Below are 24,898 nucleotides of genomic sequence, written 5' to 3' on the forward strand. Positions count from 1 at the left end.
TGACGCGACGGCCCTACGGGCCGTCAAAGACTCCGGGCGCTCCGCGCCCTCAAGGGCCTCCGGCCCTGATGCCTCATCACCTTCGGTGATGAGGCTGGGCCTTCGGCCCAAAGGTCCGGCCTCCGGCCGGCCCTTGGCTGGCTACAAGCAAGGGTGACGGGTCATCTGTTCGATTTGCTCTGTCGGGTGTTACTGGTGATCTTGTGTTCATTCTCAATTTCAGTGTCCGCGGTCCAATCCCACCGCTGGTTCGTGCCGCGCAGCGTGGTTCCGCGTCTGACGTATCGTCAATTTCCTGCTCTTCAAGGACCGTTACCTCCTCCGGAGGTACGTTTCCCGGTGGAGCAAGAGAGGTACGGCAAAGGGAGCCGAATTCCACGCGGACAGATGCGGAAAATGCATTCGGTGGCGCAGCATCGTTCCTCCAAATAGGGTTTCCGGCCTTTGGGCGTGTCCGGTATCCGTACTCGATGAAGGATCGACCTCGATAAGGACGGGTACACCGTCTGCCTCCGCCCGATCACCGACGCAAAGTTGAAAATAATGGCCTTCCGATGACTGGAAAGCCACAGTATTTATGCGTCAGCCCTGTGCGAGTTTCACGCGCCGACTCCGATGGAACCCACATATGCGTAAGCCGCATAGTCGGAGTCGAGGTCGGTGATGATGTCGTCCCAGATTTCGTCCAACGTTTCGAGGTCGCGCTTGGCCCAGGCTTCGACCATGTCGTCCCAGACGTAACGGGCTTGTACCGAGCGTTCGCTGAGGTTGGGCCTGCGGTACTGCTCGGGTACCCGTGACTGGTCGACGGGATAGACCTCGATGCGCCGGCCGCGTCCTTCGTTGTCCAGGAGCCGCTTCAGGGCGCCGGAGCGGACGAGGTTGTGCCGGCGCCGCTCCTGGTATGCGCGGTCGACCGCTTCGAGCTTGCGTCGGCTGGGGCGTGCCCCGTTCTGCCAGGAGCGCAGCAGGCGTGCGCTGATGCCGTGTGAGCGCAGGACTTCGCGGCCTGCGCTGCTGGAGAGGTAGCGCAGGCGGGCGGAGAGGCCTCGTTTGGTGGTGACGGGTGAGGTGATTCCGCCTTCGCGGGCGATGCGGTCGAGTTCGGCGGCGAGGGCTTGGGCTCCGCTGATTCCCTGGGCGCCGTGTTTTTGCCACTCGCCCCACAGGTCTGTTGCTCCGGTCATGGCCTACTCCCCCAGTGTGTAAAGGGACTTGGCTTTGACCTGGGCGAGGTCGCGGCCTTCGGGGAACACCTGCTGCCAGTCCCCGGCGATGTGGAGTTCGTCGGTTCCGGAGATTTGAACCACTGTCAGTCCGGCGGTGTGTGCCTTATAGGCTTTCAGCCATAGGTTCGCGAAGGCTTGGGAGCGGATGATGTGCATCCAGTCTGGGCGCCGGATTTCGCGATTCGCGCTGCTTTCGCCGATGGTGGACACGAACTTAGAATACATGGATTTCACGTATTCGGTGGTTAGTTCGTCGTTCTGGGTTGTAGCTTCCCGGCGTACTTCGGTGAGTGCGCGGCGCATTTTTTCGAGGAGTCCTTCGGATGCGCCGGATGTCAGTGATTCGTGAATGACGGGCGCTTCGCAGAACCCGAGTTTTGCGCAGCGCAGCAGGAGGCGGAGGGTGGGTTCGGTGATCCATAGGGGTCCCGGCTCTTTTCGTGCGCCGAGTGGGGAGGGGAGATCTGGTTCGTTCCATGGTGCGGGGGTGACTCGGTGGACTCCGGAGCGCTTGGGGTCGTGCGGGTGGCCCTCGGTGTGGACGAGTTTGCCGATCGGTAGCCACGCTTTGAGTGCGGAGAGGTAGGCCGCGTTCATGTCGAGGACTGTCACCTCGATCGTGACGTGTCCGCTTCGTGCTGCGCGGTACAGGTCCTCGGAGCGCCACTTGGGTCGGCCTTCCCAGATTTGGTCTGCTCCTTTCTGTGAGGTTTTTTTGAGGATGTCGGCGGTGGGGGGGAATTCGGAGTGTTCGTAGCGGCCGCCGACCCGGGAGGCTGCGAAGAGTGCCATCACGTCGGGCACTGCTCGTTTGATGAGCGTGGCCCGCGTTGTCTCCAGGTCTCCTCCGTGCGCGGCGAGTTCCTGTTTGACGCGCTTGCGGATCTGGTCGGCCAGTGGGCCGGCGGGTGCGGTGACGCGTTTTGGTGCGGCCGGTGGGCCGGGCGTTGTGGGTGCCGGGGTTTCGGCCGGCTCGGCGGGAGCGGGTTCGGGCTCTGGGGTCGGGGGGGCTGTGGGTGGCGGGGTGTCGATCGGGATGAGGGTCTGCGTTGCGTGGGTCGTGACCCGGTCGGCGTGCAGTTTCGCCAGGGCGTGTGTGGGCCCTGCGAGGAGGTCGAGTACGGGCATGCCCCAGTGGGCGGCGAGGCGGTCACAGTCCTGGAGGGTCCATGCGGCCCTTCCATGCTGCCTGCGGCTGATCTGGCTTTGCGTCAGCCCGAGGGCTGCTGCGAGGTCTGACTGTTGTTCACCGGTGCGGTGTGCGATGGCGGTGACTGTCACTCGCAGCATTTCTTCGGTGCTCATCGGCATGAACACATACTAATAGGGGATGCGGTTTCCGCATATTCAATGCGAGATTCGCATGCCGTGAGCGGGTGTCGCAACTTTGCCCATCGCTAGACGGAGACGCTGGCGCCCTATGAAGCAATCGCTTCAGTCACGGGCTCCGCGTCGCCGGACGGCAGCCGCAGGGTCAGCAGGCCTCGGCCGCTGGTCCCCTCGATCTCGACCTTTTCCAGGAAAGCGATACGAACGTCTTGGCGCTCTCCAGCCGGTCGACGTCCTGCACGGTCTGCTTGGCCTGCTTGGCAATCATGTGCAGGTCGACCGTGAGGGTTTGTACGCTGCGGCCCAGGAGGCTTCCTCGCCGGGCTGGCACGGTCCTGCGGCCTGGGCAGCGGCGATCACGAGGCTGTAGTCCACGCATCCCTCGTCGCCTGTGCTGCTGACTCCGTTACGATCCATAACATTCTGGATGAAACCATGACCGGTCTCAAGGTGCGCGCCGCGCAGACCGGCGAGTCCCTCCAGGAATACCTCCTCGAGCTCATCACTCCACGAGGCGCAGCAACGCACCCTGTGGGAAACGGCCGAACGCACCCAGCGGTAAGCCCGAGTCCTACGCAAGGAGCACGCTTCCCAGTGACCGTCAGTGTTGACCTGCCCGACCGCATACGCGCTCGCTGCACGGAGCTCGGCGACGGTGTCCTGTATGCGGTCAAGACCCTGGCCCGGCAGTTGGCCGGCGATCCACGCCTCGGCGAGCGCGCCGGCAGGCTCGGCCTGTACGCGGCGACGATCGACAGCGACACCTTCGATGCGTGCCCGCCCCTGATCGTGCGTTACGCCTACGGTCCGCCCCTGCTGGACGTAGACCGGATCGAGATCCGGGACATCGAGGCGACCGGGCCGCTTCCCGACGCCGGCGACGAGCAGGCTCCCGCGGCCATGCCGGATCCCCGCCTGCAGCAGATCGCCGCGCGGCAGGTGACCGAGGCATGGCGGCGGGTCACCAGCTGGCTTGAGCAGCACGCGCCCGCTACCCATGCGGCGCTGCTGCCGGGCGCGTCCACGTACGAGATTGCCGCGCTGGAGCATTCACTTGGGGTGTGTGTATCCGTGGAGCTGCGGGCGTTGTGGCTGCTGTGCGCGGGGGGCAAAGACACCCCGGGGGCGGGTGTGATGCCCGACTACGGCTGGGCGTTGATGCCGCTGGGCACGGTGGCTACGTCCTACCGGTGGCATGGGGAGAACCAGCGGGAGCTAGGAGGCGGGTGGGGCGTTGGCGATGCGATGGTGTGGAAGCCGTCATGGATTCCGTTCTGTTCATGGTCGGTGACCGACACGAGCTATGGCCTGTTCGTCGACGCCGAGACGGGCAAGGTCGGGCACTGGGACGACACGTCCGTGCGGACTGTCGGGGACCAGACGTTGAGCATGCTGCTGGAGGAGACGGCCGACAAGCTGGAGAATCCGCACCTGGCCACCGGCCGCCTGCCGGGGCTGATCGGCGGCAGGCTGGTGTGGGGGCCGCCGCTCGCCGCGGATGAGGCTGCCCTGTGGGAGCGGTTCGCGGGCTGACGTGGGGGCGGACAGGTTGAGGAGATGCAGCCGATCCTGGCCGAGGCGGCTTCGAGCCGGGTGAGGGTGTCGACGGTGGATGGCAACGCTGGAGTCTCCGTACCTCGTCTCCTCGTCCGTCGGAGGCGTGCCGCGTAGGCGTGGGCAAGCTGGCGGCTGGGGAATGCTGTCGTCCCGTCCGACGAACTCGCCTCCGTCGGTAAGCGCCGCTCTGGCAGGTGCGTAGGCCCTTGTCTGGCCTCCCGGCGTCCCTGCGGGTTCTGCCCTGTCCGTCTGCCGTCCCCTTCGCCCGTTGTCCCGCTGTCCTGCTGTCTGCTCAGTCGTCAAAGTGGAGTTCGGGCCGGGTCCAGAGGGTGAGGTCGCTGCTGGTGGCGACCGCCAGGGTCAGGCCGGAGGGCGAGAAGCCGGCTGCGCGGAGTTCTGAGTACTCGGAGTGGAAGACGTGCCACCATGTCCCTCCCGCCGGCCCTGTGTGGGACCCGCCGTCGGCGGAGAGGATGACGCGGTCGTGGGGCCACTCGGGGCTGACGACGTCCAGGGTCCAGCCGTCCGGTGTGGTGCTGTGCAGGCCGCCGCCGAAGAGCCCGGCGATACGCACCGGCCCGCCTTCGACAGGGCCGAGCCCGGGGCAGGTGAGCTCCGGCGACGCGTCCGGAGTGCTGGTGTCGGGGTCTGGGTCCCTGTCGCGGGCGATCTTCTCGCCCGTGACCGCGTCGAAGAGTCCGTGCCCGTCGCTGGACACGACCATGACGAGGTCGTGCCCGCTGTCGGGATGGACGGCGAAGCCGATGCCGAGCAGACCTCCGATGGGGGTCCTGTGGTCCAGCACCGGCTGCCACGGTTGTGGGGCAGGCATGACGGTGGCGGCGATATAGCGCTCGCGCCGCTTCTGCTGGTACTCGGTGGTCAACTCTTCTCCCTTGGGCTGTCTGTGTCGAGGGTCGAGCTCGGATTCCGTGATCTGGTTACTGAGCGTTCGGGTGCCCATGAAGTTGAGCTCGGAGCGAGTGGGCTATTTGGTCTGCCCGGTCAGCCGTTACTCGCTCCTGCTCCGGTCGCCGAAGCAGCTCGAAAATGCCCGGCCCACGATGCTCTGGTTGTAGATCTGCCATGCGCGGAACGATATGGAAGTGCACGTGCGCGAAGCCTTCGGCTTCGGCGAATTGGATGACGTAGGTCTTGGCACAACCAGTCAGGCTCTGGAGAGCCCGGGAAAGCTTGACCTGCCACACCCCTAGGGCAGATGCCTCAGCGTTGGTGAGGTCATGAACCGCGGCAACGTGGCGCCGAGGCAGCAGCACCAGCCAGCCGGGCACTGCGGTGTTGAAGGCGTGGGCCACCCGCCAGTGCTGGTCATATACCACGCACTCGCGTGGTGGGAGGTTGTCGAAATCTGCTTCCTTGCTGCATGTGTAGCAGTCGGGAGTCGTCATGAACTGAGATCGTAGAACTGTCTCTCGAAACGCCTGTCGGCCTCAGTCACCAGTCGCCTGTCACCAGTCACCCAGTCACCCAGTCACCCAGTCACCCAGTCACCCAGTCACGCCAGGAGAACTCTCTTCCGAAAGAGCTGGAACCCGGCACGTCCGATCATCTGGCGCTTGAACATCATGATTCGGTTGACGTGTCCCTCCACGACGCCGGAGTTCCTGGGCAGGGCGAGAGGCCGCCGATGACGACGTCGCGGTCTCGGTCGATGCCTGCGGCGAGGGTATGGAGGCCGGGCAGGTCGTCTCGGCGGACCGCGTCGAGCCACTCAGGGAGCCGGTGGCCCTGGCGCTCGGTGAGAATCTGGGCGAAGGACCGGGCCTGTCCGGTGAGCGCATCCAGATCGGGACAGTGGGCCAAGACGGCCTTGAGGCGGAGCTGTTCCACCTCGGTGAGAGAGTCGGGATGCCTCAGTATCCAGCCGACGACGGTGCGCGGCGATGGCGGGGACGCGGGGAGCGGGACTGCCGAGAGACGCTTGGCGCGGAAGGAGGCGCGAACTCACTGGTAGCTACCGGTGTAGCCGAGTGGCACGATCTCCTCCCATACCTTCCAGGCGTTGGTGCAGCCATGGTTCCAGCGGTCGTCCAGATAAGGCTTGAACTTATCCAAGACCGAGGGGCGGCCCTGCCCCTGGCCGTGGAAGAGGTCTTCCGGGGTGGCAGCGTCAGCGAGGAGCTTGACGGTGCGGTAGGTCGTGCCGAGCCGGCGTTGGATCGCGCGGCGGCTGTGGCCGTCGGCCAGCAGCGCGTGAACGGCGGCTGATTGGCTCTTGTTCCGGTCGGCCGAACCGGTGGCCGGTCGGCACGGGGAGCCAGGTTCGTGGGTTCTGCTCCTGGACCTGCCCGGGTGGCTCGGGCGCCCTGTTCAGTAGACGGCCGCGGTGGTCTGCAACGCACCGCTCGGCGGCTTCGCCAAGGTTGTTCCGCAGATGCCCAGCGATCAGCGACCTGCACCGTCTTGGGCGCCCCAATGGTGGCGCCCTCGGCGAAATACGGCGCCCGGTCCCTACAGGCCACCTCGATGCCTGGCGGCTCGGCCAGCCAAGCCGCCAGGCTCGACGCCTCCCGGTCGGGCAGCAGGTCCGCGGGTCGCCGGGTCTCGACGTCGACCAGTAACGTGCCGTAATGACGGCCTTTGCGAGTCGCGTTCTCATCGACGACGACCACTTGCGGCGCTGGTGAGTCCGGTTCGGGCAGTGCCGCGACCAGGCGCAGCACGGTGCTGCGGCTGACGGACACCTCGAAGACGCTGGCCATCCGTGCACGCGCCCGGCCAGCGAGCGTGAGGCCCACCGCTGCCAGCGTTGATCGCAGGCGCTCGGTCCACTGGCTGTGCAGACAGAGCAGCACCCGCAGCCCCGCGCTAGGCGTCTGGTGGAAACCGCTGGTAGGAGCTTTGGACCCGGGTGGGCCAGCTTCCGCGACCCGGACAGGCCGAGCCGCCCGTAGTACTACAGGCCTCGGTCCGTGCCGTCTTGTTCATCACGCCCACCGCCAGCACCGACACTGTCCGCGGTCGGCGGGAACAGCAGCTCCTCCAGCCGGAGCACCATCTCTTCCACGGACCCGGACTGTCAGCCACTCGAGATCGCCGCTGGTCGATTTCGGGCGACTTCCCGAAGGGCCGCACGACGGCCAACTGTCACTCACCGTGGCGATGTCACGGAATCTGAGCCGGAACTCGTTCTCGTGGACTAAGCCAGGAGGACGGAGTCGGGGCAGTTGTCGGGTGACGGGTTCCGCACTCAGGCACATCGACCTCGGTACCGGGAGCGGCCACCTGCTCAACAGCGCCCCTGTATCAGCCGCCGGTCTCAGCAGGGTCGTGTGCCGAGGTTTTCGGGTCGGTGGCTCTGCTCGCCGTTGCTCCTCCGGCTGTGGTTCGTGATGATGCGTGGGGCAAAGTGGGAGCATGACTACGTTCGCGACGATGCCGTTCCACCTGGAGACTGAGCGGCTGATACTGCGGCCGTGGGCCGAGTCGGACGCCGCTGAGTTCTGCGCCCTCCTCTCCGAACGCGGCAAGGGAACCCCCACGGTTGAGCACATCCGGACGTCCATCGCGGAGCTGCTCACCGCGACGGCGACCACGGGGATCGCCCTGTTGCCCATCCAGCGCCGTGACGAGGGCGACTTCATCGGCTACTGCGGGCTGATCATCGGCCGCTCCACTGTGGAGGAGCCTGAAATCGCGTATGAGCTGTTCCAGCGTGCTCATGGGCGTGGCTATGCCACCGAGGCGGCCGGCGCGGTGCTCGATGCCGCTGCGGCGACCGGGCGGAAGCGGCTGTGGTCGACGGTCGGTGTGTGGAACACGCCGTCGCTCCGTGTCCTTGAGAAGGTCGGGTTCGTGCGGGATCACGTTTCCATGGAGGAGAACGGTGAAGTGGTCTGGCTGACACGCTCGTTGCTGTGACGCGGGAGTGTGCTGCCGGGGCTTCGTGCTCAGGGTGATCGAGTGCGTTGCGGCGGAGCGCCGGGCGTGCCGGGGTCGGTTGGTGGTCCGGGTGCAGGTCGTGATCTTCGTGTCTGGCCTGCGGCTTGTCGGGGGTGGTGGCTGGCTGGCTACGTTGATGTCTCGTGGTTCTGGCACACATTTCGTGAACGCTCCCGAGTTCACGTCGTCGGGCTCGTGCAGACTGCGATCCGTGCCGGTAGCGCGCCTGGCTCCTCACCTCGACGCAGGGCCGGCAAGGTCATTCACGGAATGTGCCCCGAACCTGAGTTTTGACAGCACTCCGGTTCCTGCCAGGGCAACGTCGAGATGTTCCAGGTGAAAGGTGCTGGTCATGCCGCAGATGTAGGGCTGTCTGCGGCGATCCGGCGTGACCACCGTGCTGGCGAGGTGATTCGGGCCTCTAGTCTGGCGCGGTGACGATACCGGACGAGAGGCTCCCGCTCCGCCTGAGCGCGCGTGTGGTGTTGCTGGACGATGCCGATCGCCTGCTGCTCTTCTCCGCCAGGAACCAGACGGACGGCTCTCTGCGCTGGTTCACCGTGGGCGGTGGGCTGGGGCCGGGCGAGACCCATGAGCAGGCGGCCTTGCGCGAGCTGCGGGAGGAGACTGGGTTGGCCAATGTCGACCTGGGCCCCGAAGTCTGGCGCGGGCGTCCTTGGACCACGACCCGAGACGGCATCACTTACGAAGTCCGCCAGCGCTACTACCTGGCCCGGGTGCCTTCCTTCACGGTCGACACCTCTGGGTTCGAGGAAGTGGAGAGAGCCGCCATCACAGGACACCGATGGTGGACCGCCGAGGAACTGGCCACCACGACGGACTTGCTGAGACCGGCGGGGCTTCCATCGCTGCTCGGTGCACTCATAGCGGACGGCTCACCAGCTCGGCCGATCACCGTTGCCGGCTAGGCAACGGACCGCGGAAGGCACATCTTCCAATGCACGGGGCTGGGCCAGAACTCGTTCACCAATCCGGGGCCTTGCAGTCTTCGATCGGTGCAGGTGGCGCGCCTCGCTCCTCACCCTGACGCAGGACCATGAATATCGTTCGCGGAATGTGTGCCAGAACCTGTCTCGTGACAGCACTTGTGCGCGAGTTCCGGGCGGCTGCCGGTGATCAGCTCACTCCGGATTGTTGACGAGAATTGGGTTCTGGCACAGCTCTTGGGGAGCGGTCGCCGAAGGTGACGATGTTGTTCGATTGAGAGGGTGGCCGTGAACCCCGACTGCCGGACTCAAACGCTCACCTCGTAGCCTCCGCACATGCTTGATGATCCGTTCCAGTGCCGCTGTGTCCTCTGTCATGACTACGGTGACCGGGACGAAGCGGACCGCGTGGATCTGACGATCATCGAGAATGTGCAGCAGCACGGATGGCACGTCGTGATGGTCCCCGAGGACGACATCGGTCCTGGATGCGCCTACACGATCGGCCTCGCGCACACTCACGGCGCGCCTGAACTCGCCATGTTCGGACTCGATATCCATGCCATGCACCGCATGCTCAACAGCCTCGGAGCGAAGTCCGCCGCGAGCTCTGTACTGACTGATGGCCAGAGGCATCCTGACGTTGTCGACGGTCACCAAGTCGCGCTCAGACAGGTCGATCTTCGCTGGTACCGGACCTTCTTCGGGCAGGCCATCGGATTCTACCGGCGGCCTCCTTTCCCTGTGCTGCAAGTTGCGTGGCCCGACGCGGATGGCCGCTTCCACTGGGAGGAACAGGCTGAGGAGAGGTATCGGGAGTCGCAGCCTCAGTTGTGGCTGCCACCGGCTGAGCACCCTGTCGGGGTCTGGTCGACCGAACTGTGACCCCGTGCCGACCAGCGATGGAGCAACACCGTCGCGAAAGCTACTGAAGCAAGATCATTTCTGTGGGCGCTGCAGCGCCGGCGCGCTCGGACAGCGGTCGGCCCAGCTGCGGCCAGTGGTCGTGTCGTGGTGGCTGAGGGCCCTCGTGTGGACCTGGGCGGGGGTTTGGGGGCGGCAGGGTGGCGGGCCGCGGAGGTCCTACTGTGCTGGGGAGGAAGGCCGCTCTCGCGTGGAGTGCTTCCAGTGGGGCTCGGCCGGGGCCGTGAGGATCTCCGGGTTCCGGTAGGGGGCGTAGCGCCGCACCGTCTGGTTGGGCACATCGTTCGTTCGAGCCGGGGGGAGGTGGCGCCGGCTGACCGGGCCGGTGCCGGTCGACGGTGTCCGCGACGGCGGCGTGGTGGGGGCGGGTTGGCATTCGTACGGGTAATGGTGTGAGCCGGGCGGGGGCAAAGGTGTGGAAGATGGTGGAATTGGTGCACTGATCGGTCTTTGCCTGCCGTGGCCGCGGCACTGAAGGGCCATGGAAGGTGAGGTGACCGCGGTGGTGGAGTCCTCGTCCGGTACCCAGGGCGATGCGGGGGCCGTGGAGGCGGGTGGCTACCGGCAGGAGTTGAAGCGGACGCTCGGCTCCTTCCAGGTGTTCGCGATCTCGTTCGCGTTCATCTCGGTGGCGGTGGGTATCTTCGCGACATTCGACGAGGTGCTGCTGACTGCCGGGCCGGTCGGGATCTGGTTGTGGATCGTCGCTGCGGTGGGTCAGACGCTGGTGGCGCTGGTGGTCGCGCAGTTCGCGGCCCGTATCCCGCTCAGCGGTTCCTCGTATCAATGGGCCTCGCGGCTGGCCAGTCCGAAGATCGGCTGGTGGTTCGGCTGGCTGACCTTCTGTTACCTGGCGATCGGTGTGGTGGCGGTGGACAATGCGCTGGCGAGCCAGGCGTTCATGCCGCTCGCCGGGGTTGAGCCGGACGAGGGCACCGCGCGTCTGATCACACTCGTGGTGCTGCTGGTCCAGACCGTGCTGGCCGTGGCCTCCACACGTATCGTCAGCCTGATCAACAGTGTCGCGGTGGGGCTCGAGCTGGCGCTGGTCGTGGTGGTGGCGGTCGCACTTGTCATCGCTGTGGCGGTCACGGGCGACGGCTCGGTGGGCAACCTCACCTCGCGCGGTGTCGTCGAGGACGCTCCCGACTACTTCGCGGTCGGCGGCGGGTTGATGCTTGCGATGATCATGGGGCTCGCGACACTCGTCGGTTTCGACTCGGCGGCGAATCTGGCCGAGGAGGCCAAGGATCCGTTCCGCACGGTTCCCCGCGCGATCGTGGGATCGGTGGTGGCGGCCGGTGTCCTTGGAATGCTGTTCCTGATCACGCTGACGGTCGCTATCGACGACATCCCCCGTGTCAGCGCCGACGGGTCGCCGGTCGCTGCGATCATGCGTGACCACCTCGGTCCGGTGACGGAGAAGATCCTGCTGACCGCCATCACCGTCGCGTTCTTCGGCGCCGGGATCGTGGTGATGGTCGCGTGCTCGCGCCTCGTCTTCGCCATGGCGCGCGACGGGCGTTTTCCTGCCCACCGCCTGATGCGGCGGGTGAACCCCCGTACGAGGACGCCGATCCCGGCAACGGTGCTGGTCTTCGTCCTCGGTCTCGTCCTGATGATCGCGCTGCCGGGGTCCGCGCTGCTGGAGCTGGTCACTGCATCGACGATCCTGCCCGCGGTGACCTACGGTTCCACGATCGTGCTCTACCTGGCGGTACGCGGGCGCCTGAGCCGTAAGAAGGGTGCTTTCGATCTCGGACGGTTCGAGCTGCCGGTCGCGGTCTGCGCCCTGGTATGGACACTCATCGCGTTGTTCGTGCTGGTGGCCCCCGAAGAGGCGTTCGTCTCCGTCGTGATCGTCGTGGGCCTCCTGTTCCTGGGCGGCCTGTTCTTCATCGTGATGCTGAGGCTCAACCGCCAGGTCCTGGAGACGGAACCGGGTGAGGGAGACTCCTTCACCGACACCACCGACCCCGCCGGCCTCAAGGACTGACACCGGGAAGCGCCGCCTCTCCCCGGAACGGCCTGCCGGACTCTGTTCGCGCGGCTCGGTGGCTTTGTCCACGAGAACGGGTTCTGGCTCAGATTTCGTGCAGCAGCGACTGAGGGTTGCGAGCCGGGAGGCGGCTGCGTCGGTGGTCGGGGCTGGATTTGATACGAGTGCCGTCCGTACGGGGCCAGTTCCGGGTAGACGGTCAGTAACGCCGACGGCGGCGTCGGAGAGGCTCTGTCCGGGCCGCCGCCTCGAGAGGCGCGAGGCCCTCCAGGAGCCGTCGGTAGGCGTCCGGGTCCCGCTCGAAGTCCGTCCCGGCCGCGAGGGCGGCCCGGTCGGTGTCCTGCCCCCGGAGCAGGTCGACCGATGCCTGCGCGAACCGCTCCCACAGGCCGTGCCGTTCGGCGTCGGCCAGCAGCCGGCGCAGCTCGATGACCGCCGCCTCGGCGTCGGCCCGGGCGGCCGGTCCGGCCTGGAGCCTGTTCCGCAGCCCGGCGGCGGGGGCCGCCTCCCTAAGCAGCGGGCGCAGCCGGTTCGCGAGGTCCCGGGCGTCCGCCGCCGCCCTGTGTGGCTGCGGCCCGGCCTCCCGCAGAACCCAAAGGGAGCGGACCAGTTCGGGGTCAGGTGCCGCGTCGAGCGACCCGTGGCGCCCGGCGTCCCGCACCGCGTCCACCGCCCGCGCGTAGTCCTCGGCTGCCCACCTGGCAGCCTGGGCCAGCCGGGTCGCGCGACGCACGAGCCGCGCCTCCACGCCAAGGACCCGGGGGAGGGCGCGGAGGTTGCCGCCGACCAGCCCGATCAGGATGAGCAGTACCCCCAGTAGCAGGAGGGTGTCCGAGGTGGTGAAGTCCTCCTCCGAGAAGGCTTCGAAATCGTACAGGTCCCCCCGGTTCGGCCCTTTCGTGAACATGAACCCGGACGCCCAGCCGTAGCCCCGGCTGTCCGGGTAGTTCGGCGCCTTGAGGCTGTCGCTCCGGCCGGCGTCGCAGTGGTACGGCCCCTCCCGCGTCTTCTTCTCGTACGGGTCGCTCCACCGGACCCGGCAGGTGCCGTCAGCCTTCTCATCGACCACCGCCATGTCGATCTGGCGCGTCGCGGGCAGCTCCGGCCCCGACTCGATCGCGTACAGCCCCGCCGAGCACGCGAAGAGCATGAAACCGGCCGTCAGAACCCAGCGAAAGAAAGGTATGTGCTTCATGTCGTCATCCCCCACCGTCAGCCTCGCACGGCGCCTGCAGGTGAGCTAGAGGCCAGCTCCGGCAGCGTGTCTCCGCCGTCCCTGCCCGGGTCCGGCAGGGCGCCGCGTCCGGTCCGCCTCGCTGGCCCTGTCCTGACCTACTGAGCCTGGCCGTCCCTTACGCCGACCACTGCGACTTTCGCGACAGTGGCTGCCGCACCACATGCGCACCAGATAGGGCAGGGAACATCGGTCAACCACGGTCACAACGGCAAGCCGCCATTAGCCACAGACAGGACCGTTGTCACAGGTCAAGCAGGCTTCAGGTACCCAAGTCCCCGTGATTCCCAAACTCAGAGCGCGAGTTCGATTCTCGTCACCCGCTCCATGAAGAACCCCCAGGGCCAGCGGCCGGGGGCTTCCCTATCGTCTGGGCCGGCTAAGCGTCGCGCACCACAGAACCTGCCTGCCCCTGCGCAATTTCCCGTCTTCTGCGGTGTAGGAACTGCACGCTCCCGGCGGCATCGCTCAACAATCTCGCGAGCAGTTCTCAGATTGCGCGTAGAGGCGTCGGGCGAACGAGCCTAGGGATGTTCCGTAACTGACGGTCTCGTCGCCACTGATGTTCACCGCGACGACACTGCCGGCCTCGGCCGCGTCGAGGTCGACGATGTAGGGGCCCCCGCTCGACCCGACGCCCATGACGCAGGGGATCCGCAGCAGGGCACTACCGCGGTAGTCACGCCCACTGTCGCCTTCGCAGTGCAGGAGCCGGTTCGTGTACGGGTAGCCGAAGAAGTGGGTGCGCGTACCCGATTCAGCCGTGAACGAGATCCGCTGGACGCCGGTCACTTCGGAAATGGTCCGTCCGTCGTCGCCTGGGTTCATCTCCAGCACGGCGACGTCCAGGCCCTCGTCCTGCCACTCCTCGGCCATCCGCACCCGGCGCACAGTGAAGCCGCCGTAGGGGCTCTTGCCGTCGTGGTAGCCAGGCACGAAGTAGAGCTGCTGGTCCCACGTCGCCGACCGGGCGGGCTCTCCGGCCTCCGATGTTCTGACGCAGTGCGCGGCGGTTATCACCGTGTGCGGGTGCCGACCACAGTCGCCGTGCAGGCGCCCAAGTCGCCTCCTGCGTTCTGGGCATACAGGCGGCCGACAGTACGGGCGGTGACACCGCCCTCCGTCCATTCGGGCTGCACGTGGTCGCCAATGGCGTCTTCGTGGGCCACGTCCGCGATGCCCGTGCCGGTCCAGTACGTCTCCACCAGCCTGCGATCCTGTTTCGTGACCGCTGCGTCATGAAAAACGATCTCCGGCCCGGCCGTCGACACACCAACACTCCTGTGGCTGTGGCCGATCGTTCCTAGCGTGATCAGTACAACCGCGACCGCACCGGCCCACGCGAGTCTCTTCCCCCTGCCGCTGCCCAGCAGATTCATCGGTCTGTCCGCACCAGCCACAAAAACCCCGCAGGTCAAGAAGTCAAGCCCCTGATCCCCGTGACCTGGCGGCTGACGGATCTTGCACCACCAGCCCATCCCCAAGCAAGGGCTTCACAAGTTCGCCCACCGTCGCCCCGGCACGAGAAGACTGCATCTATGAACAGCACGAGTAAGGGTGTCCTGGCTCTGCACACGAGAACGGGTTCTGGATCAATTTCTGTGGTCGATTACGTTGCGTGATCCTTCAGGGGGCAGCCAAGATGCCGGCCAGCAGCGTCATCCTGGTGGTGTCGCACAATGAGCGGATGACGTATACGGAGGATGCGGCCACCGCACACGCCTGGGCGGCCCTGGGGGGCCGGAGCCGACTGGTTCAGAGCGTGTCCTTCGAGGGGGCGGGTGCTGTCCTGCCGTCGCGTCTGCCGGTGAGGGAACTGGCGCGGGCCAGCGTCGGAGTGGCCTCGCTGGCAGCGGCGGAACTGCTGGCGCTGCGCAACCGCGTGCCGGTGCCCGCAGTGCGGGTGAACGAGGCGGCGGTGGCCACCGCGTTCGTCAGCGAACGCCACCTGCGAATCGCCGGCCGGGCCCCGACGTCTTTCGCCCCGCTGTCCGGGTTCTGGCAGGCGGCCGACGGCTGGGTTCGCACCCACGCCAACTACCCGCACCATCGTGCCCGGCTGCTCAGCGCCCTGGATATCGCAGACACAGGAGGGGACCAGGTGCTGGTGGGTGTGCTCTCGAAGGAGCTGGCATCGCGACCGGCCGGGGAGGTCCAGGAGAGCGTCTACGCGGCGGGCGGCCTTGCCGTGGCCGTGGCTTCCGCGCCCGCTGCGGCCGGACCCGCCCTGGTCGAGACGCGGCACGTGGGTCAGAGCAGCCCTCGACTGCTGGCGCCCGCATCCGTACCGGCCCAGGACGTGCGGGTCCTGGACCTGACCCGCGTCCTCGCCGGCCCCGTCGCCACACGCACACTGGCGCTGCTGGGCGCCGACGTGCTGCGCGTGGACGCCCCCCAACTCCCCGAGGACCCAGATACTCACACCGACACCGGCATGGGTAAACGCTCCACGTTGCTGGACCTCAGCAGCCCCGGTGACCGGCACGCCTTCGAGGACCTTCTCAGCCAGGCGGACGTCGTGGTGACCGGCTACCGCCCCGGCTCCCTGGACCGGCACGGACTGACCCCAGACGTGCTCATGGACCGGTACCCGGGTCTCATCGTGGCCCAACTGTGTGCCTGGGGGTGGTCCGGCACCTGGGCCGAGCGTCGCGGCTTCGACAGCCTGGTCCAAGCCGGTACCGGTATCGCCGCAATCGAGGCCACGGCCGACGGCCGCCCCGGTGTGCTGCCCGCACAGGCGCTGGACCACGGAACCGGGTACCTGCTCGCCGCCGCCGTCCTACGTGCACTGAGCGACCGTCAGACCACTGGCGGCGGACGGCATCTTCGCCTTTCCCTGGCAGGAACGGCCTCCTGGCTGCTGCACGATATCCACCCCACCTCCGGGCAGGGCGAAGCCGACCTCTACGACCCCAGATCCTGGCTCACCGAGACCGAATCGCCCTACGGTCTGCTGCGTCATGCCCTGGCCCCGGTCCACTACGACGGCGCACCCGCGAACTGGAACCGTGCCCCGACCCGGTGGGGTACCGATCTGCCGAACTGGGCCTGAACGGGAGCAAGAGGCACGGCCGAGCCGTTGTGGCTTTTGGTCTCACCTTGGCTGGACCCCCTTCACGCCAGGAGGACCCGTTTCCGGAGGAGTGAGAAGCCGGCTCGGCCGTACATCTGACGCTTGATCATTTTGATCCGGTTGACATGGCCTTCGACGATCCCCGAGTTCCAGGGCAGGGTGAGACCCGCGATGACGGCGTCGAGATCACGTTCAAGGCCGTTGACGAAGGTGTGCATGCTGGGCAAGTCGTCGGTTCGGACCGCCGCCATCCATTCGCGGAGTCGACCACCCTGGAGCTGAGTGAGCATCTGGGCGAAGGCACGAACATGCCTGGTCAAAGCGTCCAGTCCCAGCGGCACAGGCCAGGCGCGGGGCGCGGCGGGGCCGGGCGGGGCGGGGCGGTACGGGGCAGGACGGGGCGGTACGACCAGCGCACCAGTCCCCTGCGAAGCCACCGGCCGGATCGCCGGCGTCCATGACTGGCCTCTTGGCCCGTTGAGCCGAACCGGCCCCGGAGCGGGGGCTGTAGCCGGTGTCAGTAGCCGATGGCTTCTCGCAGGAGCAGCACGGTGCCGCGTCCCGGGCGGGGTTCCGCGTTGAGGATGAGCAGGCGGTTGACGGCGCTGGGCATCCCGTACGCCGCCTGGGCGCGGGCGTTCTCCAGCGGCAGTGCGTGCTCTTGGACGCGGCGCAGCGCGGTACTGAGGTCGGGTACCACTTTCTGCGCGCCGATGATCCAGACCGCGTGGGCGGCGCCGCCCGCGTTGGCGGGGAGTTGGCTGCCGCTGCCCGAGGCGAGGACGAGTGAGCCGGTCTCGGTGACCGCGGCGACGCTGTTGATGACGAAGTCGGGGACGGCGGCCAGCTTTCGGATCTCGTCGGCGCCGGTGGCCCGGTCGATGGTGAGGATGCGTGGCCTGATGGCGTCGTAGTGGCCGCCGGCGTTGATGTCTTCGTCGATGCCCGACAGCCGGAGGGTTTCGCTGGCTCCGGTGAGCACGCTGGCGCCCTCGGGGACCAGGGCCTTGATGCGGATGCGCGCGGATGCGGCGTCGTCGAGGATCTCGACGGTGAAGCCGCCTGTGCGCAGCGCGGCGGCTGCCCGGTTGAGTTGTTCGGCAGGTGCCGGGGCGGTGAAGGATGCGGCCGGGGCCAGGGTGGCCGGGGCCAGGGTGGTCGGAGCCGGGGTGGTCGGAGCCGGGGTGGTCGGGGTGGCTGTCGTGTCTGCCGGGGGTGTCGTGGTGTCTGCCGGGGTGGTCGTGGGGTCCTGGGTGGTGTGGGGCGCCGTGCCTGCCAGCGGGGAGGTGTCGAGGTACCTGACTTCGTACACGCGCTCGGTGAACTTCCAGCCCTCGAGGGTGCGTTGGTAGCGGTCGTGGTAGACGGCGTAGTTCAGGCCCTGGCGTCCGTCGAGGGTGCGCGCGAGTTCCTGGATGTAGGCGCGGCCGGTCGCGGTGTCGCCGTCGAGCAGGACCGTGCCGGGGTGTGTGGTCTGCACGAAGAAGTCCCACTGGTCCTGCAGCCGCTCGCCCCCGGTGCGGATCTCCTCGCGGCCGACCAGCTCGATGGGGATGTTGGGCATGCGCAGGGCACCGTCCGGTGTGAACAGCGACGCCAGGCGGGTCCGGTCGCGCATCATCGCCGCGTCGGTGAACTCGCCGCGCAGTGCCTCGATCTCGACACGGTCCGCGATGGTCTGGAAGGCGTTCATCGGCCTCTCCCTCTCCCTCTCGTTGTCGTCCTCACCGGTACGACACGACAGCCGTCGGGAATGTGAGGCGGCGCGTCGGCCTCACATTGCGCAGGGCTGTCCTGTCGTACCGGGTAGAGGCACAGAACCGAGCGAGGAAGAGGGCCGAGCATGACCACCAGAGCCGGGTTGGGCGACGACCGGAGCGATCCGAACCTCAGCGCGATCATGAGCGAGCGGCGCCGGCTGATCAACCTCGCCTACCGGCTCCGGGGGTCCCTTGCCGACGCCGAGGACGTCGTGCAGGAGACCTACGCCCGCTGGTACGCCATGTCCGTACCCGAGCAGCGGGCCATCGAGTCGCCCGGCGCCTGGATGATGACGGTCACCGGCCGGATCTGTCTGAACCTGCTCGGCTCGGCACGGGCCAGGCGGGAGAACTACGTGGGCGAGTGGATCCCGGAACCGCTGCCCGGGCCCACCGGGTCGGTCACCGGGCGCCCGGGGGCCAGCTCGATCGACCCGGCCGACCGGGTCACCCTCGACGAGTCGGTGACGATGGCGTTCCTGGTCGTCCTGGATTCGATGACCCCCGCCGAGCGCGTCGCGTTCGTCCTGCACGACGTCTTCCGCTACCCCTTCGGCGAGGTCGCCGAGATCGTCGGCCGCACTCCGGCGGCGTGCCGCCAGCTGGCCTCGTCCGCCCGCCGCCGCATCCGTACCGCGCAAAGCCCACAGAGCCCACAGAACCCGAACGGCCCGGGTGCCGGGCGGGCCGGCATCGTCAGGCAGTTCAAAACGGCGTGGGAGGCCAAGGACATCGACGCCCTGATCGGCCTGCTCGATCCCGACGCCACCGCGACCGCCGACGGCGGCGGGCTGGCCGTCACCCATCTCCACCCGATCGTGGGCGGTGAGCAGATCGCACGTGCCTACGCCGAGATCGCGCGTGTAACGGGCGACCGCACAACATTCCTGGAATGCTCGGTCAACGGCCTGCCCGGCTTGATGGCCCGGCAGGACGGCAGCATCGTGACCGTGTTCGCGTTCGAGATCACAGGCGACCGGATCAGGCACATCTGGGCGGTACGCAACCCCGAAAAGCTCCACCCCTGGCAGAACAACTAAGCCACTCCAACCCCGACCCCGGCAAAGCAGCTGAGCCGCTCCGACCCCGGCAAAGCGGAAGCGGTCCGGACACACCTCAGCGGCCGGGTCGTGACCGGCACCAGCCCGCACCCGCCCCCGCACCCGCCCCCGCACCCGAGCCCATGTCTCGCACTCTGCGACCGGCCCTGCCGTTCACCCAGGCTGTGCCCCCGGTGGTTTTGCAGGCCGGTGACGGTCCTGCGTCTGGGAGTGCTCCGTAGCCCTTTCGCCCGTACCGAAGCCGAAGGAGACGGCGTCCGAGCCGTCCCTCAAGCAGCCCGACACTCCTGCCGACCGGTCGGGTGGTCCGGGCGCGGGCCCGGTGCGGCGGGCCGTTGCCCGTCTTCGGCCACGACATCATCCGAGGTGTCCTGCCACCGGCAGCAGAAAGCTCCATGACCGGCGCCCGGTACAGCTCAGGCCGGCGGGCCGCACGGGTGTCGTTTCTGTGGACCGGCGTGCCGTCCGCTTCTTCCCGCCCGCCGTGTGCCCCGACCGCACGGCCTGCCACATTCTTGGCCGTGGCGGAGCCCAGGGGCTGGATCCGGGGCGGCCGGCCTTCAGGAGTCTGTGGGCGATAAGTCCCGCAGCGGCGGCCGCCGGTCTGATGTTCCGAAACGCCATCAACCGCACTCGAGGAGAGCGTGATGACCGCTACCTATACGTTCGATGTCTTCTCCAGCCTCGACGGCTTCGGCGCCGCCGGCGGCGACTGGACCGGCTACTGGGGCAAGCAGGGCCCCGAGCTCCTGGCTCACCGCCTCGCCCTGTACGGCCAGGAGCAGCGGATGGTCTTCGGGGCGAACACGTACCGGCTGTTCGCACAAATGCTGGCCTCGAGCACCGAGGAGTCAGAAGTGCGTGACCCGTGGGTCACGCGGATGAGGAGCCTGCCTGCGACGGTGGTGTCGACCACACTGGAGGGACCGATCGACTGGCCGGACGGGAGCGTCGCGAGCGGGGATGCGGTCGATGTCGTGGCCCGGCTGAAGGAGGAGTCCGGGGTGCCGTTGCGCTCGCACGGCAGCCTGTCGATGAACCGGGCGCTGATGGCCGCCGGCCTCGTCGACCGTGTCCAGGTGACACTGTTCCCCGTGATCACCGGCCGGACCGGGCTGGACCCGGTCTTCCAGGGCGGGGCCGACTTCGACCTCGAGCTGATCGAGCACCGGACGCTCGACGGCGATATCCAGGAACTCGTGTACCGGCCCACCCTGCATGTCTGAGCCGGCCCGCCCGAGAAATCCCTCCAACAACCACAGCCACAACCACAACCACAACCACAGCCACAGCCACAGCAGGCAGGCAGGCAGGCGACGGCGCTCACGGTAACGGGCAGCAGGCCGCCGTGGCCGGGCCGCGCGACCACCCAGCGGGCGAGGCGGCCATCGCGGCGAGACAGCCGACGGTTCAGGCCGGGCGGCCGGGCAGGGCGGCTGGTCGGCTGGTCGGCCGGCGGGGCAAGGCGGCGGGGCGGCATTGCGCAGGGGGCGGCTGCGCCGGTTGAGGCCGGAGCCGTCTCCCACGTCGGATCTGTTTAGGCAGCAGCGTGATCCGGCGCATCCACCGTGAGAGGGATCAACGGCACTCCGCCTTAGCGACACAACGTCGATGGCACCGCCGAGCGGTGGAGCGCACCCGGTACCGGCGGTCGCAGCGGACACATGACTCAGTGGACGCCCCTTGCCGGGGAGGAGCCGTCCGCACCCTCAACTGCCGGGCGGATCCAGCCCCCCCACGTTGAACGCCGAGGGCGGCATCGGAGTGCCGGCACGTACTCTGCGGTCATGGACGACCCCCTGCTCACCTCCCGCGAACTGGTGCGGGACCGCTTCCCCGCGGCCCGAGCGGCCTTCCTGGCCGGCAGCGTGCTGACCGACCGCCGGACACCGACCTCCGATCTCGACATCGTGGTCCTCCTGGACGGGCCGCCGGCTCCCTGCCGGGAGAACGTGCTGTACCGCGGCTGGCCGGTCGAACTGTTCGTACAGACCGAGGCTGTCTGGCGTACCTTCGCCGACCAGGAGACCGCGAAGCGGAACTCGCCGCTGCTCGCCATGTGCGCGGATGGTTTGCTCCTCGCGGACACCGACGGGCTGGGCGCTTCGCTCCAGGCCGAGGCGCGAAGGCGCTGGGCTGCAGGCCCGCCGCCGCTCTCGGACCGCGAGCGGGACTACCAGCGGTACATCCTGACCGACCTGCTCGATGACCTGCGTGGCTGCGCGGACCCCGCCGAGCGGGTGCACCTGGTCGCGCACATGCTGCAGCGTGCCTCGGAACTGGCCCTGCTGGCCGGCGGACACTGGCTCGGCAAAGGCAAATGGCTGTCGCGGCGGCTGGCTGCGGCCGACCCCAGGCTGCACCGCGCGTTGACCGAGGCCGCCGCGCAGGCAATCGCCGAACACACAGACGATTTCGCTGCGGTCGTGGCCGAGGTACTGAACCAGGCCGGCGGCCCGCTGTGGGACGGGTACGCCGTCCGATGAACCGGTGGTGGCGCGGCTACCGCCACCGCCACCCCAGAGACATGACCGCTCGTCACCACACCGTTCGGCCCGCCCGTCTCTTCGCCACGGGACAGCCCTTCCATCCCTCCACCATGCGCCCTCCCCCATGCACCGTGCACCAGCCGTCGGACGGCCGGCCACTGCGGAAACTCAACGACAGCACAGCCGCAGCGCGGCGCAGCGAAGGCCGGCGGAAAGCAGAGAGGGCGACCTCGAGCGGAATGCGAACGTTGCCACTTCGCACACTCCCGGAGCAGGCCGGGCTGCCACGCGACTACGGTTGTTCCGCATGACCCACATCGAGTTGGAGATCACCGCGGAGTTGGTCCGGGATCTGCTGCACGACCAGCACCCCGATCTGGCCGACCGGCCCCGTGAAGCTCGGAGCGCTGGGCTGGGACAACCAGGTGTGGCGGCTCGGTGACGACCTCGCCGTCCGGCTGCCCTGGGCCACGAGGACTGCGGATGAGCTGCTGCGCAAGGAACACGCCTGGCTGCCCGTCCTGGCCCCGCGTCTTCCTCTGCAGGTCCCCGTCCCGCAGCGCCTGGGTGAACCCTCCCAACGGTTCCCGCGGCCCTGGCTGGTGACCACCTGGGTGCCCGGCGAGCCCGCCGACCGCGCCCCCGCGACACGCGGCGCGGAATCAGCCGTCGCCCTGGCCGCCTTCCTGACCGCTCTTCACCGGCCAGCCCCCGACGGGGCGCCCGCGGGCCGAGACCGCGGGGGCCGACTGGCCGAGACCGCCGACCACTTCATCCAAGGGCTCGCCTCGGCCGTCGAGCTGGGGCTGGTCCGCAACCCGGATGCCGTCCGCGCGGTCTGGGAAAACGCCGCAGCCGCGCCCGAATGGGCAGGTCCGGCACTGTGGCTTCACGGCGACCTGCATCCCGCCAACATCCTGACCACCAACGGCACTTTCTCGGGCGTGATCGATTTCGGTGACCTGTTCGCCGGCGATCCCGCCTGCGACCTCGCCGCCGCCTGGGTCCTGCTGCCGGACGGCGCCGCCGACCACTTCCATCAGGCCTACCGGCCGCACCCTGACGCCGCGACCCTGCGCCGCGCCCGCGGCTGGGCGGTACTGCGCGCCCTCAGCGCCCTCCACATCGCAGACGCCGGCGTCCACGGCCGGCCCGGAGGCAAGCCCACCTGGGGCCCGCCCGCCCACGCCGCACTGCAACGCCTCACCGCACCGGTACACGAGTGACCAGACACCCCGACGCGGAGTAAAGGACGGGCTCCTGCCTTTCCATGATTGGTCGGTCAGGTATCGGCGGCAGCCGCCGTGGTCCGGCAAGCGTGACTGTGCCCGCCCCCTTTGGACCGTGGGGGCGGAGGCCGTGCGCTGCGGCAGTTGCGCTGCGGCAGCTGTACGTGACTCGTGGCGGGCCGGCCGTCTGACCCGTAACTGGTTGGCGTACGTGTCTCAGCGGGTCAGCCATACCTGTCTCCAGGCAGGCGGCCGTCCCTGTGTCTCCAGGCAGGCCCGCCGCGGCCCGTAGGAAATCCTGACCAGCAGTTCAGGTTCCGGCTCAGGTTCGGTGGTCGGTCCGCGCCGAGAGCCCCCGGTGCAGGCAGTCGGTGAGGCGGGCAGCGATCGTCCCGTCGGGGTCGAGACGGGGGTTGAAAATCGTGACGTCGAGACCGACAGCCCGGTCGCCGGACAGTGCCGTGCGCAGCACACTCTCCAGTTCTGCCCAGGTCAGCCCTCCGGGAAGGCGATAGTCGACGGCAGGCATCAGCGCGTCGTCCAGGATGTCGACGTCGAGGTGGATCCAGTACCCGGCGGTACCGCCGCCGGTGAGCCGGCCGACCGCGTGGCGCGCTGCCGCGGCGGCACCGGCCGCGCGCACACCCTCCAGGCCGATCGCGTGCAGGCCCGGCGGAAGAGGCTGCATCCCCGACCCGGCGGACTCCGCACCGTCACGGAACCCGAAAGCGACAACGTCCTCGTCCCGCAGGAGAGGCCCGCGGCCTTCGAGATCGGTGAGCAGCAAAGGGCCCCGGCCGGTGGCCAGGGCGAGTTCCATCGAGGCCGCCTCGCCGGCCGGCTCCGCGGAGGGCTGGTAGAAGTCGGTGTGTCCGTCCAGGAACAGCAGGCCGTAGCGTCCGCGGCGGCGCAGGGCGAGGAGATTGCCGAGCAGGATGCTGCAGTCACCGCCCAGGACGACGGGGAAGTGCCCGGAATCCAGGGCGGCACCGACCGCGTCGGCCAGCCGCACGGAGTACTGCGCGATGCCGGCCGGGTTGAGGATTCCGGTGTCCGGATCCCGCCTCGGGTCGTACACCGGTGCCCGGACACGGTGGACCCGTACCCCTGCAGGGTGTGCAAGCAGACCCGCGTCAAGCAAAGCCGCAGGAAGATCCTGGACGCCCGACGGCCACAGGCCGAGCACGGACGGCGCCTCGATCACCACCAGATCCCGCACGCCCCGCCCCTCCCCTATCCACCCTGCCGAGCAGCACCCGCCCCTCGTGCCACAGACAGGCGACAACCCTGGGCACCACCAAGGCGTATGCAAAACAACAGGACAGACACTAACGAGTTGGGAACTACTCCTGGACGATGACGCGCTCGCCCTCTCCGACAGGCTCCTCGAAGTCGGTGACGTAGCGTCCCAGGAGGTCATCGCAGACAGTCACACTGTTCGCGTCGCCCCGCCGGCTACGGGCAGTCAGCCGGCGACGCAGGGTTGCAAGATCGGCCTTGAGGCGGATCAGCTCCCACCGGCATCCGTGACTCTCGATCGCGGCCTTGTACCGGTTCCGGGTAGCACGACTCCAAAAACTGTAGTCAATAACAATAGGCAACTTCGCCTCCATCAAGCGGATCAACTCATCCCACAGTTCCTGCTCGACGGCGGACTTGAGTTGCTCGTAGACCGCCGGGTCGAGGTCAGCCGCGTCCCGACCAACACGCGCCCACACCACCTCGTCGATCGAAAGCCGGCTGTAGCCACGGCGTTCAAGGGCCTGCGCATACGTGCTCTTACCCGAGCCGGGCAAGCCGCACATCATCACGACAAGGCCGCGCTCCGACCCGTCCAGATGCGGCAGAAGATCCACTTCTTCCATACGGGCAACGTTAACGCGCAGGCAAGCGACCATGCCCGGCGGTTTCTCACGCACACCCGCCTGATGCACGGCGATCAGCCCGTGACGTAAAGAACGCCGCACACACTGAGCAAGTCGTACCGCCTGCCTGCCCCCCCGGTGCAGCCTGCCCCCACCCTGCACCGTCCGGCACCCCCACACACACTCCGACAAGCCACACGAAAAACACACACCCAAACAGCAAGCCTCACGGGAGTGGCGCTACACGAACAACGAGGCGGGGACCGACGCCGCACAGTCGGGCCGGCCGCCCGCGG

The 24,898-nt window shown here is 68.0% G+C and carries 19 protein-coding genes and 3 pseudogenes; 10 read left to right on the forward strand and 12 right to left on the reverse strand.

Going from position 1 to position 24,898, the window contains the following annotated elements; genetic code table 11:
* Positions 1–599: 599 nt before the first annotated feature.
* Both OG257_RS00005 and OG257_RS00010 read right to left on the reverse strand, forming a co-directional pair.
* Positions 600–1,187: a hypothetical protein gene (locus OG257_RS00005; protein ID WP_329203799.1), complete on the reverse strand. Its 588-nt coding sequence runs from the start codon at positions 1,185–1,187 to the stop codon at positions 600–602.
* Between the two features lie 3 nt (positions 1,188–1,190).
* Entirely contained in the window at positions 1,191–2,540 is a 1,350-nt protein-coding gene (locus OG257_RS00010) for a helix-turn-helix domain-containing protein (protein WP_329203801.1), read from the reverse strand.
* Between the two features lie 612 nt (positions 2,541–3,152).
* On the opposite strand from OG257_RS00010, the gene OG257_RS00015 reads away from it, so the two are divergent.
* The gene (locus tag OG257_RS00015) at positions 3,153–4,091 is read left to right on the forward strand and encodes an SMI1/KNR4 family protein (protein ID WP_329203803.1); all 939 of its coding nucleotides are present in this window, start codon (positions 3,153–3,155) and stop codon (positions 4,089–4,091) included.
* A 316-nt stretch (positions 4,092–4,407) separates the two neighbouring features.
* Here the strand turns inward: OG257_RS00015 and OG257_RS00020 are convergent, their stop codons facing one another.
* The 3 genes and pseudogenes from OG257_RS00020 to OG257_RS37170 all read right to left on the reverse strand — a co-directional run.
* On the reverse strand, positions 4,408–5,001 hold the full coding sequence (locus OG257_RS00020) for a hypothetical protein (protein WP_329203805.1): 594 nt from the start codon (positions 4,999–5,001) through the stop codon (positions 4,408–4,410).
* A gap of 55 nt (positions 5,002–5,056) precedes the next feature.
* Positions 5,057–5,524: an HIT family protein gene (locus OG257_RS00025; RefSeq protein ID WP_329203807.1), complete on the reverse strand. Its 468-nt coding sequence runs from the start codon at positions 5,522–5,524 to the stop codon at positions 5,057–5,059.
* Positions 5,525–5,640: 116 nt separating this feature from the next.
* Positions 5,641–6,838: pseudogene (locus OG257_RS37170) on the reverse strand (hypothetical protein); the annotation flags it as partial.
* Between the two features lie 655 nt (positions 6,839–7,493).
* Here OG257_RS37170 and OG257_RS00040 point away from each other — a divergent pair.
* The 4 genes from OG257_RS00040 (at position 7,494) to OG257_RS00055 (ending at position 11,885) form a co-directional block, all read left to right on the forward strand.
* Positions 7,494–7,997 (forward strand): GNAT family N-acetyltransferase, encoded by a 504-nt coding sequence (locus OG257_RS00040; RefSeq protein WP_329203809.1) that lies wholly within the window; start codon positions 7,494–7,496, stop codon positions 7,995–7,997.
* 455 nt (positions 7,998–8,452) lie between these two features.
* Positions 8,453–8,947 (forward strand): NUDIX hydrolase, encoded by a 495-nt coding sequence (locus tag OG257_RS00045; protein WP_329203811.1) that lies wholly within the window; start codon positions 8,453–8,455, stop codon positions 8,945–8,947.
* Positions 8,948–9,301: 354 nt separating this feature from the next.
* A complete protein-coding gene (locus OG257_RS00050) occupies positions 9,302–9,850 on the forward strand; it encodes a DUF4262 domain-containing protein (RefSeq protein ID WP_329203813.1) in 549 nt (182 codons plus the stop codon).
* Positions 9,851–10,370: 520 nt separating this feature from the next.
* On the forward strand, positions 10,371–11,885 hold the full coding sequence (locus OG257_RS00055; protein WP_329203815.1) for an APC family permease: 1,515 nt from the start codon (positions 10,371–10,373) through the stop codon (positions 11,883–11,885).
* A 202-nt stretch (positions 11,886–12,087) separates the two neighbouring features.
* Here OG257_RS00055 and OG257_RS00060 read toward each other — a convergent pair whose 3' ends face one another.
* From OG257_RS00060 to OG257_RS00070, 3 genes are all read right to left on the reverse strand, one after another.
* A complete protein-coding gene (locus tag OG257_RS00060; protein WP_329203817.1) occupies positions 12,088–13,083 on the reverse strand; it encodes a hypothetical protein in 996 nt (331 codons plus the stop codon).
* A gap of 507 nt (positions 13,084–13,590) precedes the next feature.
* On the reverse strand, positions 13,591–14,142 hold the full coding sequence (locus tag OG257_RS00065; RefSeq protein ID WP_329203819.1) for a trypsin-like serine peptidase: 552 nt from the start codon (positions 14,140–14,142) through the stop codon (positions 13,591–13,593).
* Complete coding sequence (locus tag OG257_RS00070) at positions 14,139–14,393, reverse strand: hypothetical protein (protein WP_329203821.1); 255 nt, start codon at positions 14,391–14,393, stop codon at positions 14,139–14,141. Before OG257_RS00070 ends, OG257_RS00065 begins: the two co-directional genes overlap by 4 nt.
* 566 nt (positions 14,394–14,959) lie before the next feature.
* On the opposite strand from OG257_RS00070, the gene OG257_RS00075 reads away from it, so the two are divergent.
* The gene (locus OG257_RS00075) at positions 14,960–16,177 is read left to right on the forward strand and encodes a CoA transferase (protein ID WP_329214832.1); all 1,218 of its coding nucleotides are present in this window, start codon (positions 14,960–14,962) and stop codon (positions 16,175–16,177) included.
* A gap of 62 nt (positions 16,178–16,239) precedes the next feature.
* Here OG257_RS00075 and OG257_RS00080 read toward each other — a convergent pair.
* Together OG257_RS00080 and OG257_RS00085 are read right to left on the reverse strand one after the other, a co-directional pair.
* Positions 16,240–16,527: pseudogene (locus tag OG257_RS00080) on the reverse strand (transposase); the annotation flags it as partial.
* Between the two features lie 188 nt (positions 16,528–16,715).
* Positions 16,716–17,891 (reverse strand): LUD domain-containing protein, encoded by a 1,176-nt coding sequence (locus tag OG257_RS00085; RefSeq protein ID WP_329203823.1) that lies wholly within the window; start codon positions 17,889–17,891, stop codon positions 16,716–16,718.
* A gap of 150 nt (positions 17,892–18,041) precedes the next feature.
* On the opposite strand from OG257_RS00085, the gene sigJ reads away from it, so the two are divergent.
* The 4 genes and pseudogenes from sigJ to OG257_RS00105 all read left to right on the forward strand — a co-directional run bounded on the left by sigJ (position 18,042) and on the right by OG257_RS00105 (position 22,734).
* Complete coding sequence (gene sigJ, locus OG257_RS00090; RefSeq protein ID WP_329203825.1) at positions 18,042–18,998, forward strand: RNA polymerase sigma factor SigJ; 957 nt, start codon at positions 18,042–18,044, stop codon at positions 18,996–18,998.
* Positions 18,999–19,666: 668 nt separating this feature from the next.
* Positions 19,667–20,245, forward strand: a complete 579-nt coding sequence (locus OG257_RS00095; protein WP_329203827.1) for a dihydrofolate reductase family protein — start codon at positions 19,667–19,669, stop codon at positions 20,243–20,245.
* Between the two features lie 561 nt (positions 20,246–20,806).
* Complete coding sequence (locus OG257_RS00100) at positions 20,807–21,505, forward strand: nucleotidyltransferase domain-containing protein (RefSeq protein ID WP_329203829.1); 699 nt, start codon at positions 20,807–20,809, stop codon at positions 21,503–21,505.
* Positions 21,506–21,815: 310 nt separating this feature from the next.
* Positions 21,816–22,734 (forward strand): annotated as a pseudogene (locus tag OG257_RS00105) (aminoglycoside phosphotransferase family protein).
* A gap of 325 nt (positions 22,735–23,059) precedes the next feature.
* Here OG257_RS00105 and OG257_RS00110 read toward each other — a convergent pair.
* The gene (locus tag OG257_RS00110) at positions 23,060–23,956 is read right to left on the reverse strand and encodes an arginase family protein (protein ID WP_329203831.1); all 897 of its coding nucleotides are present in this window, start codon (positions 23,954–23,956) and stop codon (positions 23,060–23,062) included.
* Positions 23,957–24,080: 124 nt separating this feature from the next.
* Entirely contained in the window at positions 24,081–24,602 is a 522-nt protein-coding gene (locus tag OG257_RS00115; protein ID WP_329203833.1) for an AAA family ATPase, read from the reverse strand.
* Positions 24,603–24,898: the final 296 nt, after the last annotated feature.

The organism is Streptomyces sp. NBC_00683 (genome assembly GCF_036226745.1).
Taxonomy (GTDB): Bacteria; Actinomycetota; Actinomycetes; order Streptomycetales; family Streptomycetaceae; genus Streptomyces.